Source organism: Rhodococcus sp. KRD175 (genome assembly GCF_017168275.1).
GTDB lineage: Bacteria > Actinomycetota > Actinomycetes > Mycobacteriales > Mycobacteriaceae > Rhodococcoides > Rhodococcoides fascians.
The window spans coordinates 106,266-125,976 of sequence record NZ_JABFAQ010000003.1; the positions used below are offsets into that span (position 1 = coordinate 106,266).

A 19,711-nucleotide genomic window follows, 5' to 3' on the forward strand; every position below is an offset into this window, starting at 1 on the left:
CGGGGTCATAGTCACCAACGTTATTTGTGCGGTGACCGACGAGAATTTTCCTTCCCGCACCGTCTCCGCGGAAACGCCTGCTCAGCGTGCTTTCGGCCTGAGAAGTCTGTCGGGAGGGCCCGCTACAGTCCAGCCATGACAGATCGCCAGCTCGTAGACGGCCCGACCACGATCCCGGCTGTCGTGTCGGGTGGCGCTGCGGTGTTTCCCGATCTACCGCCCGAGGTTGCCGCTCGGATCGAGCGTTCCATGGCCGCGTCCCGCTCGACCGGTACCCGCCGGGCCTACACCTCGGCGTGGCGACGCTTCGAAACCTGGTGCACTCTCCACGGGCACTACGCGTTGCCGGCGCATCCCGCAACGGTGGCGGCCTATCTCGTCGCCGCGGCCGACACGCTCACCGTCGACGGGACGCGAGCGTACGCACCGGCGACGCTGAGCAAATGGATCGCGGCGATCGCCGACCGCCACCGCGCTACTGGACACGACAACCCGTGCGGGCACGAGATGGTCCGCGCCACCCTCGCCGGTATCCGGCGGGACTACGCGTCGGCGGGGGAGCGGCCCCGCAGACCCCGTGCCCCGCTCCTCACCGCTGACATCACCACGATCGTCGACCACGCCCGACGCACTGCAGCGGGCTGGGCGTCGGAGGTCCTCGAACGCCGCGACACCGCGCTACTGCTGATGGGCTACACCGGCGCATTCCGCCGCAGCGAACTCGTAGCGCTCGAATGCCGCGATGTCCACCGCGACCGCCTCGAGCACCCCGCCGCGCCGACGACCCAACGCCGTCGGATCGCGGTGATCGACATCGCTCATCATCGGCATCTATTACCTCCTCCGGGGTGTGCTGAGATCGTTCGGGCTGCGCTGGACGTGGCGCGTACGTCGCGCCTGCAAGAGGTGGCAGCCGTGATCGGCGGAATCATCGCGCGGCTTCCCGAATACGGTTGGCCGTCAGCGTTGTTCGCACGCAGAGACGTACTGATCCTCACGCTCGCTACGACAGGTCTGCCGTACACGCAGATCGCGGCCCTGCGGGCATGCGATGTCACCGCCGATGCCTGTCTGGACGCCCTTCGCGTCGAGGCAGGCCGCGGCGTCCGCACTGTCACTTCCCTCGCGCTGGCGGGGACGGGCATTTCTCCGCGCACGGTGTACCAGCGCTGGTGTGAGGTACTCGGCCATCGGACCCGGTATCCGAGCACCCGAATGCTCGCCGACGCTCTCGATGCCGTGGACGGCACCGGGCTCGGCGGATACGACCGGTATTTCGACCCGGCCGGGAAACAGCCGCTGTCGATTCCTATCGACCGGTGGGGCCACACCCCGTTGGCTGCGACCCCGCTGACCGCCCGTGCGGTCGCGGGCATCGTGCGAATGCACCTGGACGGACGGGCACCCACCCACCTGCAGCCCACTGCGCGGTCACAACATCCGGAGCAGATCGCGGCACCGGATCCAGTACCGCGGGTCCTGCTCGACCCCGGCTACTACGAACGCGGAACGCTTGCGCGTAGACACGCCCACGGTCTTCTCGACGGCGTGGACTCCGTCCTCGCCGATGTCGAAACCCGCGCGGACAGCCTGTTGGAAGCACTCGTCGACTTTCTCGAATCGGAGACCGCACGCGTACCGGCCGACACCGTCGAGTGACAAGTGGTTCGTACTCGGGTCTGCACACACTCTTCTTCTCACGGCAGGGAGGCGGTGACGTCTCCGAAATCTCCGAGACGAAGATCGACCAGGCCGCGAACGAACGATGCATCGATCTGACCCCGTCTGTGTGGTCTACGTCGAATCCGGGTCGTCCGAGAGTCGTGGGTTTCGGAAATCTCTCGGAGAGCGCCCGGTCCAGCGTTTGAAGGCATGAGAGAAGTTGGCGAGGTCGCTGTATCCGAGTTCAGAAGCGATCTCGCTGACCGAAACCGAGCGATCGAGGAGCCGTAGCATCGCGCGTTCGTACAGCAGCGATTGGCGCACCTTTCTGTAGGTGGTTCCTTCTTCGGCAAGCCGCCGTTTCAACGTGCTGCTGGACATCGACAATGCTTGTGCAACATCATGGTTGGTTCGCTGTCCGAGGTCCTTTTCCAACAGTTGCCTCACCTTCTCGGCGGATGACATGGACCCACTCCGATGGGCGAGTGTCCGCTGCAGATCAGCGATAGCGAGACGATATGCGAGAGGGTCCGAGAACCGACAAGCCTTGTTTAGTGTGTCCTCGGGTACGTGGACGAAGGAAATCGGAGCGTCGAAGAACCGGCGATTCGCCGGACCTTTGTCGTGGCTCACCTCGGTCGGCTCCGGCCAGCTCAGATGGAGTGTCACCGGCGATATGTCACCGGCGAGCATGTCCAGCAGTCGTAACAACGCCGACCCGCCGTAGGTGATGACCAAGCAGTCCAGTGCGGAATCGCCTGTGTGCGCAGTGAGCCCGACGATCAGACCGTAGTCGCCAGTGTGGAACTGCGATTTCAACGCCGTGGAGATCAATGGCAGGTATGTCAGGAGATCGACGATCTCGGCGACCGAACCAGCGCTGATCAAAGGTGAACTCAGGGGCCCGAACGATGTCAACTGGGCCTGCTCGGCAAACGCAAATCCGAGTCGAGTGGCCTGGGCGATATCGAGTTCGGGATAGACCTCCCGAAACCACCGTATCGGCGCCTGGACGTCATGCTGAATGAGCGTCGCTTCACTGGTTCCTTCGCGGTGCATGATCGCGCGAAGGCGCGCGGCGGCGTCAGGGTCGAGTGCGCGGCGTTCGAGCAGCTGCACGAACGCAAGCGGTGGCACGCCCTCATCGCTCAGCTTCACGGTGATTCCTTTGACCCGAATTCACAAGTTTATGACTCCACCGAACATAGCCGTCACCCGCGTTTGCGACGACACTTTCGTCAATCACGCCGGAAAACGAGGTGGTGGCAAGCTGGACGGATTCTTGTCCGGAAGTTCGTTTGTCTTGAGAATGGGAATATTGCGTGACACCGACGCTAGCGGCGCTACACCGACGCTAGCGGCGCTACACCGCTGTCGCTACGGTCGACCGAATCGAGTCGTCTTGCTCAACTCTGGATTGGCTTGAAAATCTTGGAACCCCTCGATGTACGGAGCGAGTAGGTCTGCGATATCGGTGGCGGTCTGGGCTGCGTCAGTCGGGGGCCGTGAGACATACGCCAAGGCCATCTGAACGATGGACGTGCTCAGGATATCGGCTTGGCGTTTCGGGGCTTGCACCCAGCATCGCTGAAATGTGGCAGAGAGGTGATCTGCGGCTCGCTCGACAAGCTGGGTGCTGTGAACAGTAATGAGCCGCAGGAGGTCTGCGGATGCGTCTTCTTCTCGTAGCGATCTGACCAATGGGTCACGTTCGGAGACGGCGAAAAACGCAGCCAAACCTCGGCCGAGCGCCAATCTGATATCACCAACGCAAGTGTAGAGTCCATCGTCCACCACACTGACCAGCTGATCGGTCAGTCGTATCGCGTAGCTCTCCGCCACACCGCGCCGGGACCCGAACTCGTTATAGATGGTCTGTCGAGACAAACCGGCTTCCTTCGCGACCTCGGACATGGTCACGGACTTCCAGCTCTGCCGCAGCAGGAGAGCGCTCAATGCGTCTAACGCGGTCGCACGAAGGAGAGTGCTTGCCGCTGTCCGGTAGCCACCATCAGGGCGCGCAGTGTGGACGGAACTCATGAATAGAAGTCTAGGCGCGTTCGGACATTGGTGGTGGGGGATGATGTCGCTGTCGCCAGCGCGTCGATGCTGCCAGAGATGCGACCAGTGGCGTTATCGGCGGGCGAACGAACCAGGCGCAGCGGTGAGCCGAACACCTACGAAGAACTCATCTGTTCTTTCGGTAGGTTTCCCGAGCGGCGTACAGCGAACGCAGAGCATGCAACTCGGCACAACTGCCGGCGTGTGGCGTCAGAAAAGCTCTCCATTGCAGAGGTCGGCTACGCACACCCCTCGTCTGCGTAGCTCGACCTACATCTGGCTGGTTTTCACGTCGCGAATATTTCGGCGTTCGATCAGACTCGCGCACCCATGGTAAGTCAACGAAATCCACGCGGGTGCCAACATGAACAGTAGGAGCGGTGTCAATGTGAAGAATACAAAATCCAGCACGATACCTCGATTCCCACTGCATTCATGGAGGCCTGAAGAAGCCGTCGTCGTGGTGTCGATCGTACTGGATCGGCACCGTTCTGTGATATGTCCAAGTTGGCCAAAGTCGCAAGGAGTCCTTGTTCTTTATGCACAACTCATCCTTCCCTCTTTGACACATGAGGAATGGCTATCGTACAACTAGGTCGTATCGAGTTCGCTCCCGTACTTAAAGGAATCAACCTTGAATCGAGCATTGGACCGTCTCGCAGTTCGTGGTCGGGTGCTGGTCACACCCTGCCAGGGGGAGCCCGAACTGTGGGACTACGAATCCGATCCACCCTACGAGACGGTTGCTCAGCGAGCTGCGCGTCATAAAACTGCAGCGGACTCTTGCATGAAATGTCATATACTGACCGACTGCGAGCAGTATCTTGCTACTGATCCTTCGCCAGTCGGAGTGTGGGCCGGTCGAATCTTGGAGACGTCCGAAGGATCTGTCGAATCAAATGCGGCGAACATTGCGACAAGTGAAGGAATCGAGGGCAAAGAAATGGATATCAATGACCGAATCAAGTCGCTTTCACCGAATGCGGCATTCGATATTCTGATAGCAACAATCGTGAATCAGCATGGCAATGGAGTCTGACGAACGTGGCGCTGGAAACCTGGAAGGTTTGAGCCGGGTCGCAGCCACCCTGCTCAAACCGTCAACCGTGCGTCTACTGAGCCGAGCGGTATGGGTAATTTGAGTACTGTGCTGGGTGTCCACCACGCGGCATCCAGCGCAATCCTGAGGTTCATGAGGATGCTGGCATCGTCCAGCTTGCAACCGCACTCTTTCGCTGCTTGTCGGATGCGGTATTTGACCGTGTTGCGATGGATCGTCATGTCGTGAGCGGTCGCGGTAACGCTACAGTTGTTTGCCAGGTAGACTCGCAAGGTCTCGCGGAGCCAGCGGTTCCGCGCACTGTCCAGAAGCAAGCCTCCGAGTGAGTCTTCCGCTAGATCCCTTAGGCTTTCCGGATCTTCGAGCAGAAGAGTGATGGCTGCAACTTCCTCGAAAGTTACCACCGGACTGATATCGACCTTGCCGTCCGAAACCACGCGGGCCGCGCGCTCTGCCTGCCTGGCTGTCTTCCGAAAACCATTTTCACCACTCTGCACGGTTCCAATTGCTGCTCGAATTCGGCCGTACTTCTGAAGAACGTCTGTAACGCTTTCAAGGCAAATCCTTCCGGCGTGAATTATCGGAAACCAAACCAGGGATCGGGCATCGCCTTTACTGTTGACTTGCGGTCGACCGATCGTACCGAGTCTGACGTTAACGGTATCTACGAGCTGGTGCCAGGACTTGCTCGGGAATGGTTCCCGGTCATTCGTCCAAAACTCAATGGCAATATGGTTTCCTGTGAGATTGTAATATGAATCGATTTTGTATGCGTCCAAAGGATCTGTGCATGATGGCGACATTGCGCGTTCGAGTTCCGTGTTTACAGAACTATTTTCTTCACGTATCTTCGATTTCTCCGCTTCGTATTCTGAACATGCGTCCTGACACACGCGGTCTATGAAGACGGCAGACCTGCTGACCAGATGCGCAAGTTGATTCGCGGCCAACGTGTGCGTAGCTCGCGAGAGCGAGAACAGGACATGCTCAAGAAATCTCGATTGGCCCAGGTGATAAGCGCGGGCGAGCGCCGTCAGCGGGACATGCGTGTGTGCGAGAACGCGAGCATGGCACAGGGCGGCATGCGGAGCTCGCAAGTTGTCGTGCTCAGTCCTGTCGGCCAGGAAGTCGATAGCCGCATTGATGTTGGCTTTCACGCTGGTGTGTAGAAGTCCGGTTGCGTCTGCATTGCCGTTCATTTCATGGATTGATGCACTTATGAATGAAGAGATATTCTCGGTCAACTCTGCCTTCCTGTCCTCCATCTCGTCCACAAGTGTTTCCATCAAATGAGTCGATACCATTTTAGTGTCATACCTACCCTGGTAGTTCAATTCTGGAGCGGCACGCCATTTCGGTGACGATCGCTGCGGATCTAGCTTGTCGATCTCGGGGCTTGCCCCGCCGCCTGTGCACCTCGGCTTCTCGTCAGAGCCCTCCTTGCTGGCTTCTGACGCACCGGCTCCTTTCGGTTCGGCTCGCCGGTGACGGAAGCGTCAGCGGCTTGTGGTTGATGAGCTGCATCACTAGTATCTGTACACGCAGGCTGCATCTGTCAATTAATTGGACAAAAAGCCATCGTCTGTATAGTAGTGTGCCTGTGTAGGCAGGCGGTCGGCTTTGGTCTCACCGTCGAGGGGGCGCACTCTTGCGCTGGGGTCCAGGCCCCTGGGGCGAGGAGCAGTTATCCGGTTTGAAGAACCAGAAGGAGACGCCATGGCGACGCCACCGAGCAGTTCAATCGATTACGACGTTCTGATCGTCGGTTCGGGCTTCGGCGGAAGTGTCACCGCGCTGAGGCTGGTGGAGAAGGGGTACCGCGTTGGGATCCTGGAAGCCGGGCAACGCTTCGAGGACAAGGACTTCGCGAAGAACAGTTGGGATCTCAAGCGTTTCCTGTGGGCACCGAAACTCGGTCTGTACGGCATCCAGCGCGTACACCTGCTGCGCGATTGCCTCATCCTCGCCGGTGCCGGAGTGGGCGGTGGATCGCTGAACTACGCGAACACCCTCTACAAGCCGCAGACACCGTTCTTCGAGGACAAGCAGTGGGCGCACATCACCGACTGGAGCAGTGAGCTCTCGCCGTTCTACGACCAGGCCACCCGCATGCTGGGCGTGGTGCGCAATCCGCACATGACCCCTGCCGACGAGGTGATGAAGTCGGTCGCCGAGGACATGGGCGTCGCCGACACTTTCATTCAGACACCGGTGGGCGTGTTTTTCGGTGACGAGCCCGGCAAGACCGTCCCGGACCCGTACTTCGGCGGCGCAGGCCCCGAGCGCACCGGTTGCATCGAATGTGGTGAGTGCATGACCGGTTGCCGCCACGGAGCCAAGAACACCCTGCTCAAGAACTACCTCGGTCTCGCCGAGCGCGCAGGAGCCGAGATCGTGCCGATGACGACGGTGTCCGGCCTGCGCCCCCGATCCGACGGCACCTGGGATGTCGACACCGAGCGCACCGGCGCTCGGCTCCGCAAGGGCAAGAAGACGTACAGCGCGGCAAATGTCGTTCTGGCAGCCGGTACCTGGGGCACCCAGAATCTGCTGCACAAGATGAAAGACACGGGCGCTCTGCCCAAGCTGTCGGACACACTCGGCGAACTGACGCGTACCAACTCCGAGTCGATCGTCGGAGCGACCAAATACGAGGTGGACCCGTCGATGAATCTCACGCGTGGCGTTGCCATCACGTCCTCGTTCCACCCCAGTCCCAACACCCACATCGAGCCGTGCCGCTACGGCAAGGGTTCGAACGCGATGGGCATGCTGCAGGCCCTGATGACCGACGGCGGAGGAAAGATTCCGCGTTGGCTCAAATTCGTGTTCGCGATGATCGCGCATCCGATTCAGTTCGTCCGCGTCGTCAATGTCCGGCACTGGAGCGAGCGCACCATCATCGCGCTGGTGATGCAGAACCTGGACAACTCGATCACCACGTTCACCAAGCGTGGGCCGTTCGGCCGCACGATCTCCAGCAGGCAGGGCCACGGGGAGCCGAATCCGACGTGGATCCCCGAAGGCAACGACGCCACCCGGCGGATCGCCAAGAAGATCGGCGGCCTCGCGGCCGGTACCTGGGGAGAGCTGTTCAACATTCCGCTCACCGCCCACTTCCTCGGCGGCTGCGCCATCGCCTCGGATTCGGCGCACGGCGTCATCGATCCGTACCACCGCGTCCACGGCTACCCGACGCTGAGCGTGGTGGACGGGGCGGCCGTGTCGGCAAACCTCGGGGTCAATCCGTCGCTGACCATCAGTGCGCAGGCCGAGCGGTCCGCCGCACTGTGGCCGAACAAGGGCGAGCTGGATCTTCGTCCGGCACAGGGGCTTCCGTATCAGCGGCTCGATCCCATCGCCCCCAACTCGCCCGTTGTTCCGGTGGACGCTCCGGGTGGACTGAGATTGCCTATCGTCGAGATCCGAAATGGCCATCTGGTCGCCGGTGAGACGGCTTCGCGGTGAAAGAAGTACTTGGTGAGCGCGCATTTCGAAACAGGAGCCCATCCGCTCGATGCCTTCGTGCGGAGCGCAGAGTTGTCGCACTCCACATCTGGAGTGGACTCAGGTCGGATCTCTGGGGCGAACCGTCTGACCCGAATTCACAAGTTTTTGACTCTACGTAACATGGCCGCCATTCACGTTTGCGGCGACACTGTTATCAATCGCGAAGAAAATTGAGGAGTTGACATGGCAGTTGTAACTTTCGTCGCCCACGATGGTGGGAAGCACGAGGCGGGCTTGGTCGAAGGTCGATCGTTGATGCAGATTGCAACCGACAATGCTGTGCCGGGGATCGATGGAGACTGTGGGGGCGAAACGGCCTGTGGCACCTGCCATGTGATCGTCGACCCGCAGTGGTCAGGAGAGGTGGGTCTGTCCGGTGCCAACGAGGAGGAGATGCTGGCTATGAACCCCGAGCGTGAACCCACGTCTCGGTTGTCGTGCCAGATGGTGGCCTCGGAAGCGTGGGATGGCCTGATCGTTCGAACACCTGAATTCCAATTGTGATGTGTGAAAGGCAGGCACGACAGCATGAAAGTTTCTGAGTCGATCACCGACAAGGTCCAGTCGACCATCCCTATAGGGCTGCAGATCCAGGGCGCTCATCTGTACGACAAGACCCGACGGTGGGTGACTGGCACGAATGGCAAGAAGATCTTCGTCGAAAGTCCCATTCCACCGGTCGAGGATGTCGAGCTCGCCGACATCGACCTCAGTAACCCCTTTCTTTACAGACAAGGGCGGTGGCAGTCGTACTTCGAGCGCGTGCGGAACGAGGCACCGGTTCATTACCAACCCAACAGTCCGTTCGGCCCGTTCTGGTCGGTCACGCGCCATGCCGATATCGTGGCCGTCGACAAGAACCACGCTGTGTTCTCGGCCGAACCGTTCATCGTCATCGGCGTCCCGCCCCGGTTTCTCGATATCGAGATGTTCATCGCGATGGACCCGCCACGCCACGACAAGCAGCGCGCTGCCGTCCAGGGGGTTGTCGCACCGAAGAACCTCCGGGAGATGGAGGGACTGATCCGATCGCGGGTACGGGAGGTATTGGACGACCTCCCCCTGAACGAGCCGTTCGACTGGGTGCAGAATGTCTCGATCGAGTTGACAGCTCGGATGCTCGCAACTCTTCTGGATTTCCCCTACGAACAACGCCGCAAACTCGTCTACTGGTCCGATTTGGCAACCTCTGAACGAGCCGTTCGACTGGGTGCAGAATGTCTCGATCGAGTTGACAGCTCGGATGCTCGCAACTCTTCTGGATTTCCCCTACGAACAACGCCGCAAACTCGTCTACTGGTCCGATTTGGCAACCTCGATGGAGCAAGCCAACGGTGGGCCCTCGGACAACGACGAGGTGTTCGAAGGCATGCGTGACATGGCCCGTGGCCTCAGCGCTCTCTGGCATGACAAAGCAGCCAGGAGGTCTGCAGGGGAAGAGTCCGGTTTCGATCTGATCACCATGTTGCAGAGCAACGAGGACACCAAGGATCTGATCGATCGTCCGATGGAATTTCTGGGCAACCTCGTCCTGCTGATCGTCGGTGGCAACGACACCACGCGAAACTCGATGAGCGGTGGCGTTCTTGCGTTGAACCAATTCCCCGACCAGTTCGAGAAATTGAAGGCCAATCCCGATTTGATCCCCAACATGAACTCGGAAATCATCCGATGGCAAACACCCTTGGCGTACATGCGCCGAATCGCCAAAGCCGACACCGTTCTGAACGGACAATTCATCCGCAAGGGTGACAAATTGGTGATGTGGTATGCCTCGGGTAACCGCGACGAACGCGTTTTCGAGAATCCTGATGATTTCATCATCGATCGTGCCAATGCGCGCAATCACATCGCGTTCGGATTCGGTGTGCACCGGTGTATGGGCAATCGGCTGGCCGAAATGCAGCTGCGGATTCTGTGGGAGGAGTTGCTTCCCCGCTTCGAGAACATCGAGGTCGTCGGCGACCCCGAGTATGTTCAGTCGAATTTCGTGCGGGGCATCAGCAAGATGATGGTGCGCCTGACGCCTACTTCCAGCGTATGACATCGCAACGGGCGATCATCGTCGGCGCAAGCCATGCTGGGGCACAACTGGCAGCTAGTTTGCGCCAAGAAGGTTGGACAGGCGACATCGTCCTCATCGGTAACGAGTCTGCCGCTCCCTATCAACGCCCCCCGCTGTCGAAGGCATACCTGGCGGGCAAATGCGTACTCGACGATATCGCCATTCGCAGCACGGACTTCTACTCCAAGCAAGGTATTCAGCTCCTGAACGCGCAGGTGGAGACCATCGTTCGGTCGGAAGGCAACGTCGTTCTCGACACCGGGGAGAAGCTGGCCTACGACAAGCTCGCGCTGTGCACGGGAGCCCGCCCTCGTCGGCTCACCGTTCCCGGGGCCGATCTCCACGGGGTCTACTACCTGCGCACCGCAGCGGACGTCGAGAGGATACGTATGGCCACCGGCCCTGGCCAGCGGGTGGTGATCGTCGGAGGCGGCTACATCGGACTCGAGACAGCGGCATCGCTGCGCGCACTGGGCGTACAGGTCACAGTCCTCGAGGCAACTGGGCGTGTGCTCGAGCGGGTCACTGCTCCCGAGGTATCGACGTTCTTCGAGCGGATACATCGCGAACAGGGAGTCGACATCAGAACGAACGCGATGGTTCAGGGCCTGTCCGGTGACCGTGAGGTTCGTGAAATCACCTTGGCCAGCGGAGAATCGATCCCCGCAGATCTGGTCATCGTCGGTGTCGGCGTCGAGCCGAACACCGACCTCGCCGCCGATGCGGGTCTTGTCATCGACAACGGCATCGTGATCGACGATCACACTCGGACCAACGACCCCGACATCATGGCGGCGGGGGACTGCGCGAGCCACGACATGGCCCGTTACGGCCGTCGACTACGGTTGGAGTCCGTCTCGAGCGCAGGAGAGCAGGCCAAAGTCGCTGCGTCGACCGCCTGCGGGAAGTCCAGAAAAATCGAAGCGTTGCCGTGGTTCTGGTCGGATCAGTATCACTTCAAGCTGCAGATCGCCGGCCTCAACACTGGATACGACGAAGTGGTTCTCAGCGGTGACCCCACCCGCGACAGTGATTTCAGTTGCTTCTATCTCCAGGCCGGTGAGCTCATTGCCGCCGACTGCATAGGTCGCCCGCGCGAGTTCATGTACAGCAAACGGGTGATCGCCCAGCGACTCCCCGTCCAACGCGAAGACCTGATGCTCGGCGGACTCGCGCGCAACTGACCGATCCTTCGGTCGTTGTGCACACAACAGCAACCGGTTTGCTCAGAACATCTGGTGAAACTGGTCCGTGATGGCGCCACCTTCGAGAAAGGCAAACTCGTCGAACCCGACGCCACCTCAGGCACCCAGGAGGCCGCCTGAAAACCGCTCATCCACAGGTCTTGACAATATCTCATTGGACACGGCGGCGAGACGAAGGCTCCGTGTCAAGGCTTTGGCGATGATCAGCGCAGTCGATGCTGGTACAGCGGGACAGCACCCATGCGTCCGCTCTACTGCCTCACGCTTGCAAACCTGCTCAGGAGCGGTTGGGAATTCCCATTTCGCTCGGGCGACGGTGGGTGAATTCGGCGAACGAAGAGGCGATGAGGGTATCTATCTTGGTTCGCCAGGAATGGCCCGGAGAAGCCGCGTCCAGCAGGTGAGAGACGACGCAAATCGTGCCGTATGCACGTTCGATCTGAACCTGATCCTGAGGGAGATCCGCGAAGACGGGCAGGTGACGAATGCGAGCGGACGTACCGATTGGCGTGAGCTGACGGTTCCAGAGTCGTCCGTGATGTGCGCAGATGTTTCGGACCACAGTCAAGTGTTCGAGCCAGTTGGCCAAAGGCGGATTCTTGGCCCATTTTTGGCGGCGGCTCTTGGAGGCGTCCGATGGCAGTGTTACGGCGAACCAGTCGGCAATGGACTTCTGGTCGGAGGCTCGCATGCCGGCGTAAAGCTTCGAGAGGTCGGAGAAGTCCAAGACGTCGGTCAGAACCCAAATCGGAAGGGTTCCAGCATAATTGACGTAATGGTGATCGACGAAGTCATCGCGGTTCCTTGCACGACGTATTCGACCTTGGGCGGTGTTCCACCAATCGGAGTGGGCGAAGGTTGGACGGAAACTGGTCGCAGTGGCATGAGATACCGGGCCATATCGTCCGAGTAGATAGCCAATTTGACTTCGGAACGCGACCTCGACGCGTTCTAAGCCGTCTTGAAGTTGAGTCTTGAGGTGTCGGTCGAACTCGTAGAGTTTTACCACCTCGTGGAAGGTCGTATCCGGCACGAAATGGCTAGATCTCCTGGGCGTGGCACCTGAGGCGTCCAGCTGGCGGAACGGGTACCAGTAGCCACTGAGTCGGTAGTAGCCGACTGCGGAGAGCCATTGCCGGGCTTCCGCAGGGTCTGCTATCGACATCCCGCGGCTGCTCAAGAGTGCAATCTGGTCATCGATCGACAACCATTGCTTCAGTGGTCGGCTCATGCAGGGACTGTAGCTATAGAAAGAAATCCGGCCCGCTCCCGGGAATGACTTCACGGTGCGGGCCGAACGATTGAAGCGATAGTAACGCATATTGCAGCTGTTGGGCAATGCTCTGCCCGACTCGCGTTTGTTGGAGGGGTAGTGCAGGCGCGGTCACCGGTAGGCGGCTGCCGAGTCGACCTTGAGCCACCGATTGGCCCGGGCGACACTGAGAAGTGGACGCAGCGTCGTTTGATCGCGGTACTTGAGCCGGTCCTGTCGGTCGGCGAGTGTTTCCGGCACCCGGATCCGATTGAGCGCCGCCAAGTCAGCATCTTCGGTGTCGCCGCCGATCGGGCGGTTCTGCAGCCAACCGAAGCGTGCAATCTGCTCCGCTGCGCGGAGGACTGTGCGCCGCCGGCCTGTCGGTAGCTGACCGAGGACCTCCGTAAGTTCTGGCAGCATGTCGGATACGACGGGGCCCGAGGCGACGGACCACAGAGCCAGTGTCCACTCTGCTCGGCCGAGGTCGTCGCCCTCGTCGATGGTTTCCAGCTGCTCGCTCCACCAGTCGGCGTTGCGTGAGTGGACGACGATTTGACCGAGTAGTTCGGAAGGGTGACTCGTACTTCCGAACGCCGTTGCCTCGGCGCGCCTGCTGTACGCGAGCCCGAATGGTGAAGCGGCACCGATGATTGCAATTTCTGAGGCAATCCAGCAACGACCGACATGCTCGAAGACTGCAGTGGCGGTGTTCGACCACGGAAAAGTATTTCCTTTGTGACCGGCCTTAAAGGCGCGCGTCTTACCTATTTGCTCCCATGGGGAGTGGGCTTTCCTCAGCTGGTTGATTGCTTCGGACCTGCGCCGTTTCGCCCTATCGTTGCCGGATTTGAACCCGACCTTCGAACTGGTCAAATATTCCCCAGGCGTCAGGACTGCCGCGATCTGGGCTGGCATCGAGCGCGTTGAGCTGACACGGGGGCACTCACCGTCTAGCACCGCGGTGATCAGCGCCGCCTCGAACGCGCTTCCGGGTTCCGCGACGAGCCCTGTGCTGAGGAAGAGCTCGGCGGCACCGTCGGATACGTCCATCGCTTCGATCGACGCAGTGACGCCGGCACCGGCTTCGCAACAGGCACCGATCGTCAGCCACGCGTTCTGTCGGGTTGTTCCGATCGCTTCGAGGAGCTGCTGATACCACCAGGCAGTGAACTCGCTGCGTTGGTTGAGTAGTTCCCTCAGAACGCGTACACGCTGAGGGTTTTCGCTGTCACTCGGGTTCTTCTCGATCAGCGCAGTCAGGCGCAACCAGGTCGGATCGGAACCGTCTTCTGCGGGGAGATGGGGTGATTCCGGGAGCGGGACGATATCGCGACGATCGAGTGCCGACAGCAAGATGGTGGTCCCCGCGTCCGCGCAGAGCGCAGTCATTACCTTGCGGGCCTCTCGTGGGCGGCGCAGGAAGACGCCATCGGTGAGCAGTGCCCAAGCGGCGAGGTACGACGCAGGGGTCGAGGTCTGCGAAAGTTCCTGCTCGATCCCGGCGGTCAGCGTGTAGACGTCGCTACCTTTTGCGTTGCCTCCATAGAACCTCGCAGTGTTGAGCCAGTATGGGCGCCGCAGCAACTCTCGGAGAACTGCCGTGCTGTCGAAGTCTGCGTTGTCTTCGCCCGCGTTCCGATACAAAAAACGTGCAGCGAAGTATTCGCGCAGCGAGAGCACTTCGAACTCATAGGTGCCGTCCACTTTGCTGGTCAGCGCCCACAGGCGGTCGCTTGCGCCTTCGAAGAGTTGATCGACGATGGACTCGCGGTTTCCGTACGTGCGTTGGAAATGAAACATCGCGGCCTTTAGCTCGTCGATGCTCATGCGACCGTTGATTTGCGACTCTTCGGTGTGGGCATGCAGGTACCACCCCAGGAATGGGATGATCTCTAGAAGTTCCTCCTTGTGGTCTCGGACGGCCTTGGGGTGCTTATTGGCCTCTCGGGCAAGGAGAAGCTCGACGTACTTGTCGTAGAGGTCGGTTCGCTGTGTCGGAGTGGCAGCCCCCTGTTGGTGGAGGAGGTCCAACAGGATTGTCAACTGCATTGGGTTGCCGGCAAGTTCGTGGATGTACGGCTCGCGGCTCTTTTCCTGAAAGCTCTTCCGCAGCGTGCGACCGTCCCTACTTTTTATGCCCCGGACCGCACACCATTTACGCAGGTAATCTGCCCTCTGCTCACTTGTGAGTTGGTTGAGCGTGATGATCTCGAACATGTCCGACGACGGCTCCGGGAGCTCACCGGCACTGGGCCGCGTGGTGACGACTACTTTGAGCGGCTCCGTGTAGGTCCTCGCTCTGCCAGCGAACAAGTTGATCTCTTTGACCACCGTGCGGCGGACGCCGGCGCTACCGACCTCGTCCAGTCCGTCGAGTACAACGAGGCTGGGAACCCGTTCGAAGATGTCCTGAACTGTTGCTGCAGTGGCCGTGATGCCGCCACTCTCGTGCGTCATCAGATCGGCGAGGAAACACTCGATCGTTGCCTGCTCGCCCTTGCGGGACTTTGCCTTCGACTGCTTGCGCGTGTCGGAGTGGTCCCATACGTCCTTGCCGGAAAGCCAAAGTGCATAGTCGCTCAAGTCCAACCGGATTGGGAACCGGGGATTCTCCAACGGAGTCAGCGTTTCTGGCCGCTCCGACTCCGGCATGAACGCGCTGCGGTGCACCTGGCAGATGTATTGACTGAGGGTCGATTTGCCCTGACCTGGAGCGCCGCGGACCAGCGTGAAGGGTGTAGGTGCGCGCAGTAGGTGAGCGGCCGCCCCTCCGAGGATGATGGTCGAGCGTGACCGCGATTCAATGCTGGCCGGGGAGTGGATGCGGTCGGCGGTGACATCGACGAAAAGGTCAATCACCCTTTCGCGGTCCACGTCGGCCTGACTGAACTTGACTCGCTGGTCGTCGTCCCACTGGGCCGCAGCAACCTTTCGGATCAACTTGCGATCAGCCTTGTTCTTGGTTGTGTCAGCCTGTTCAGTGATCAAGTACCGGATGAGATCCCATCCGGCGAGCATGTCGGCGTACGCCCACTTGGTCGAGTCGGGGGCATTGTCAACCCAAGGGTTGAGCGCTTCACGCCAGATGCATGTCAGCTGGTCAAAGCCAAGGTCCTTCGCGTACCCCTTCAGGATCTCCTCGAGCCGGGCGAAAGTTCCGGTCTCAGGCTTGGCGGTGCTCGGTACGTTGGTCACCAGAACGTAGTTGCGTACGCCTTTTCCCGCGAGACGCCGTAGGTTGTTTAGCTCTTCCCTCACGACGCCGCCCAGCCAGGTCACCGGGTTCTTGTTCGTGCCGCTGGCGGACCACTTAACCTGATATATCAGTAACGTATTGGGGTCGATGTTGCGAAGACCGTCGATGCCGCCGTCGGATTGACGGAGCGCCATGGGGAGGTAGTCGGGGAACTGACTTGCAAGCAGAGCGCTGACAAGCTGCTGGAAGTCGTTGTCGCCGAGTCGCTCGTACAGGTAGCGGTGTCGACTCTCGGGCAACGGTTCCTCCTTCACTTCACCCCGAATATGCTGGAAGGCGTCGGGGAATTCGAGTACTAGTGCCTATTCAACCCGGAAGCACCGACCCATCGGGCAGATTGCTGGTGGCGTTGCCGAGGTCGACGTCAACATTGATCGCTGCCACCTGAGAGTGCCTCCAGCGCGCTGCCGGTCTCCAGGTGGCGGAAACAACTTGCTTCGTCGAGCTGAGGCGACGGCAATGCTCGGCTCGCCAAGCAGCCGGGGGACCGCTTTGGTGGACTTCGCAGCGTCACGACCGACTGATAGAGGGTATGCGTATGTGGCAAAGTGTGGTCATGAGCGAACCTCTCACCAACTGGAAATGCGACAGTTGCGGGGACGCAATCGTCGAGCCGGCCAAGGCGTTGGTCGTGGCGCGGTATGACCGCGATCGGCATCCGTTCGGATGGTTGATTGTGCACAAAGGCGACTGTGACCCGGCTGGATACATGTTCAACGTGGAGCTGACGAGTTTCCTCGGCGCGGAGGGGCTGGCCCATCTCCTCGCATTCTTGTCCGCTGGCCCCCTCAAGGGCGGTGGTGCTTCCCGGATCGCCGACTTCGACGGGTTCGTAGACCTCGTACGTCGGGTCCAAACGCCTTACTACGAGGAAGCGCGGCCACGATTCGACGACGAGGACGTGCACGACCGCTACGACGATGCAAATGAGTACTTCCCGTACCTTCCGAAGCAGCTCCAAAAGATCGCAGCAAAGTAGTCCATCTTTCCAACTTCGAGGAATGGTGGACAACGCCCTGGATGGTGAGATGCTCGCGTTTCTGGATGGTGGCAATTAGCCGTAGTTGTGTGACCCTGAACGAACTCGACCCGTGACGCTGTGGCGGGTCGAGTTAGTTCGAACGGTGCAATGGGCGGTCTCACAGTCCCCGAACATCGCGTGTCCCATCGGCGGCCGAGCGGGGCGTCAGTCCCTCCACGACTGTGATGGCCAACAGGACGCCTTCAGGGGTGGTGTTCGGGTAGTACAGGCGACCGTGCGCGTCACTCATCTTGAAATTGGCTTGCGAGCTCCCGGGCAGTACATGGGCTTTGCATTCCACTGCGATGTCGCAGAGTTCACCGGGTGCCGTATCCGGGATCGGCGTGAGACTGGGGGTCGCGACCTGGCTGGAACCACCGAGAGGGCCCATCCGCTTGATGTAGCGGCCCTTCCAGTGGACCGATCCACCGTTGCGGACGCGCCAGATCTTCGTGAAACGTTCGCCGGGAGCCATCAGTGTCCCGTCCGGAATCGTGATGTCGGCGACCCACACAGACACATCCCCGGGCTCGAGGTGCAGATCCGCGGGCGTCGGTTCGGTCGACAGCGCTCCAGTCTTCGGGTCGTGGGAGCGGCCGATGCGGTCAGCGGTCTTCCGGTCCTTTTCCTCCTGGGCATCACGAAACAGAGACAGCAGCAAGCCATTCCAGCCGAGAGCCTGATCGAGAGCCGTGGCCAACGCGGGGCTCGGACGCAGGATGCCGCGTTCGATCTGGCTGAGGGTTCCTGGTGTACACCCCAACCGCTCCGCGAGCTCGGTCTGCTTCAAGCCCGCGATCGCACGTCCCGATCGCACGTGATTCGCGAAGCGTCCGAGCGCATCGGTGGGTGGATCGAGCTTCTTCGGTGGCCGACCCCGCCCACGCCTGCTCTTACCCTCGTCCATGACGGTGCTCCCCCCTGGCATCGCGCGAGTGCGCGAAGCGACGCATTAATTTAGCGGGTGCGTCATAAATATGTGCGGGTGCAGTCTTGTCCCACGGGATCGGAAACGGTGAAAAACCTTTTACCGACAGTGTTCTCGGGATGAGGAGAGTCCAGTGAAGCTCAAGAGGAACATCGCAGCCCTGGCCATGGCAGGAGCTGCAGCCGGAGCCCTGACCGTCGGCGCGGCTGGTACGGCGCAGGCAGCCCCGAGCGGAGATCCGCTCTCGACCGGGTGCGCGAACGGTGCTCAGACGATCTGGCAGAACACATATTTCGGATCGGGCACAGTCGAGGTCCGCTACAGCCCCAGTTGCGGTACGAATTGGGTCCGCGTCACGGGTGCCGCCGGTCGGCAGAGCGAAGCCGGTATTGCCTCGCAGGCTTCGGGTTGGCAGTGGTCGCCCTCGTACGGCAACAGCCCGAACAGCTACTGGACGCCGATGGTGTACGCCCCGGGCAGTGCGTGTGTGACCTTCCGCGTGAAGATCGGCAACGCCAACGGCATCGGTCTGATGGACACCGGTAACAAGCAGCTCTGCTAGTCGTCCCAGTTCGCCGGCGAGCCCCACCACACTCAGTGTGGTGGGGCTCGTTCGGTGTGCAAGCCAGGGAAGAACGTTGGGTCTAGTTCTAGCGCAGCACGAACTGTTGGGAGAGGAACCAGAACGGTAGCAGTGCCGAGATGGTGTACCGGACTTCCAAGAGAACAGGTCCGGGGCCAGCGCCATGTGCATATTCGGTGGTGAAGGTGCTCCCTGGGTGAAATTTTCCAGGCGGCACGGATACCCAGGAATTTGTGTACAAGGCGTCGGCGGGGATTGTGATGTGCTCGATGGTTCGGTAGGAGAACCGCCGAATGGGACGGGTGCCAACGACGTTGAATGTGAATGTCCTGATGGTTATATCTTCGAGTGTCACCGATTCGCCGAGTGACTTCGATAGCAGGGGCATCGCAGAGACTTTACGTTGTACGGCCTTGACGCTGTGGGATGAGAGACCAGTGCCAGTCCGGACGTCCGCCGGACCGCGACTCGACACCCCTTGTTCCGGAATCGATCTCAAGGGGCAGGTTTGTAGGTCTCAGTGGCTTCGTCGTACTCCCACCGTGCGTCGTCGATGATGACGGCGGTGAAATCGTCGGCGGGATCTTCTGCGACAGCACGGTCGGTGTCGATCAGGTCGATGACCTGCTCCATCGTCAGTTCCGATGGGGTCGCGGCGGGGGCATCGGCGTCCGGGGTCGGCTCGATCGGTGCGTCGTCGCGCTCGTCGATGTCGGTGGCGATGAATTCGGCGAAGTCGCCGGCGACGGCCGGCGTCGGCGGGGTGAACCCGCACGCGTGGGGAGTGCACTGCTCGAAGTCGGTGATCGACTTCATCCTGTGCACCATCGGCCAGAGAACTTGGTAGTGCCACGCTGCTGGCCCACCGTGATAGGCGTTCTTGCCCTGTTGGTACGCCTCACGGCGGGCGAACATCGCTGCGGTCAGCTCTTCGACCACTGGGCCGTGTTTGAACCAGCACGGGGGAATGGTGCGGCCGAGCTCGTAGCGGTCGCGTAGCCATTCCACCCAGGTACCGAGCTCTACCCACAGTCGGGCGGCGCTGTCCTTGTCGAGGTACGGCCAGTCGATCGAGCCTGGGGTATACGCCGGGAGTGCCATGACG

13 protein-coding genes and 2 pseudogenes are annotated in these 19,711 nt (G+C 60.5%); 8 read left to right on the top strand and 7 right to left on the bottom strand.

Annotation, left to right across the window (positions count from 1 at the left end):
• Positions 1-135: 135 nt before the first annotated feature.
• On the top strand, positions 136-1,659 hold the full coding sequence (locus tag J1M81_RS26985; RefSeq protein ID WP_374223891.1) for a hypothetical protein: 1,524 nt from the start codon (positions 136-138) through the stop codon (positions 1,657-1,659).
• A gap of 135 nt (positions 1,660-1,794) precedes the next feature.
• On the opposite strand, the gene J1M81_RS03905 is transcribed toward J1M81_RS26985, so the two are convergent.
• The 3 genes from J1M81_RS03905 to J1M81_RS03915 form a co-directional block, all read right to left on the bottom strand.
• The gene (locus J1M81_RS03905; protein ID WP_027498270.1) at positions 1,795-2,820 is read right to left on the bottom strand and encodes an AraC family transcriptional regulator; all 1,026 of its coding nucleotides are present in this window, start codon (positions 2,818-2,820) and stop codon (positions 1,795-1,797) included.
• Between the two features lie 219 nt (positions 2,821-3,039).
• On the bottom strand, positions 3,040-3,702 hold the full coding sequence (locus J1M81_RS03910) for a TetR family transcriptional regulator (protein ID WP_045840684.1): 663 nt from the start codon (positions 3,700-3,702) through the stop codon (positions 3,040-3,042).
• Positions 3,703-4,815: 1,113 nt separating this feature from the next.
• Positions 4,816-6,069, bottom strand: coding sequence for a CdaR family transcriptional regulator (locus J1M81_RS03915; RefSeq protein ID WP_032375589.1), 1,254 nt, complete (start codon positions 6,067-6,069; stop codon positions 4,816-4,818).
• 430 nt (positions 6,070-6,499) lie between these two features.
• On the opposite strand from J1M81_RS03915, the gene J1M81_RS03920 reads away from it, so the two are divergent.
• The 5 genes and pseudogenes from J1M81_RS03920 to J1M81_RS03935 all read left to right on the top strand — a co-directional run bounded on the left by J1M81_RS03920 (position 6,500) and on the right by J1M81_RS03935 (position 11,542).
• Entirely contained in the window at positions 6,500-8,251 is a 1,752-nt protein-coding gene (locus J1M81_RS03920; RefSeq protein ID WP_032375590.1) for an FAD-dependent oxidoreductase, read from the top strand.
• A 225-nt stretch (positions 8,252-8,476) separates the two neighbouring features.
• A complete protein-coding gene (locus J1M81_RS03925) occupies positions 8,477-8,797 on the top strand; it encodes a 2Fe-2S iron-sulfur cluster-binding protein (protein ID WP_027498266.1) in 321 nt (106 codons plus the stop codon).
• A gap of 24 nt (positions 8,798-8,821) precedes the next feature.
• Positions 8,822-9,464 (top strand): annotated as a pseudogene (locus tag J1M81_RS26990) (cytochrome P450); the annotation flags it as partial.
• Positions 9,465-9,488: 24 nt separating this feature from the next.
• Positions 9,489-10,337 (top strand): annotated as a pseudogene (locus J1M81_RS03930) (cytochrome P450); the annotation flags it as partial.
• Entirely contained in the window at positions 10,334-11,542 is a 1,209-nt protein-coding gene (locus J1M81_RS03935) for an NAD(P)/FAD-dependent oxidoreductase (RefSeq protein ID WP_032370840.1), read from the top strand. The pseudogene J1M81_RS03930 and the gene J1M81_RS03935, both read left to right, overlap by 4 nt.
• Before the next feature lie 298 nt (positions 11,543-11,840).
• On the opposite strand, the gene J1M81_RS03940 is transcribed toward J1M81_RS03935, so the two are convergent.
• A complete protein-coding gene (locus J1M81_RS03940) occupies positions 11,841-12,794 on the bottom strand; it encodes an Abi family protein (protein WP_032382531.1) in 954 nt (317 codons plus the stop codon).
• A 153-nt stretch (positions 12,795-12,947) separates the two neighbouring features.
• Positions 12,948-16,328 (bottom strand): NACHT domain-containing NTPase, encoded by a 3,381-nt coding sequence (locus tag J1M81_RS03945; protein WP_230591417.1) that lies wholly within the window; start codon positions 16,326-16,328, stop codon positions 12,948-12,950.
• Positions 16,329-16,630: 302 nt separating this feature from the next.
• On the opposite strand from J1M81_RS03945, the gene J1M81_RS03950 reads away from it, so the two are divergent.
• Positions 16,631-17,053 carry a hypothetical protein gene (locus tag J1M81_RS03950; protein ID WP_145916681.1) on the top strand — a complete coding sequence of 141 codons (423 nt, stop codon included), beginning with the start codon at positions 16,631-16,633 and terminating at the stop codon, positions 17,051-17,053.
• Between the two features lie 160 nt (positions 17,054-17,213).
• Here the strand turns inward: J1M81_RS03950 and J1M81_RS03955 are convergent, their stop codons facing one another.
• Complete coding sequence (locus tag J1M81_RS03955) at positions 17,214-18,002, bottom strand: NBR1-Ig-like domain-containing protein (protein WP_052054812.1); 789 nt, start codon at positions 18,000-18,002, stop codon at positions 17,214-17,216.
• Positions 18,003-18,156: 154 nt separating this feature from the next.
• Here J1M81_RS03955 and J1M81_RS03960 point away from each other — a divergent pair, with 154 nt between their 5' ends.
• A complete protein-coding gene (locus J1M81_RS03960; RefSeq protein ID WP_052054811.1) occupies positions 18,157-18,585 on the top strand; it encodes a DUF2690 domain-containing protein in 429 nt (142 codons plus the stop codon).
• Between the two features lie 516 nt (positions 18,586-19,101).
• On the opposite strand, the gene J1M81_RS03965 is transcribed toward J1M81_RS03960, so the two are convergent.
• A complete protein-coding gene (locus J1M81_RS03965) occupies positions 19,102-19,707 on the bottom strand; it encodes a hypothetical protein (protein ID WP_032382528.1) in 606 nt (201 codons plus the stop codon).
• Positions 19,708-19,711 lie beyond the last annotated feature (4 nt).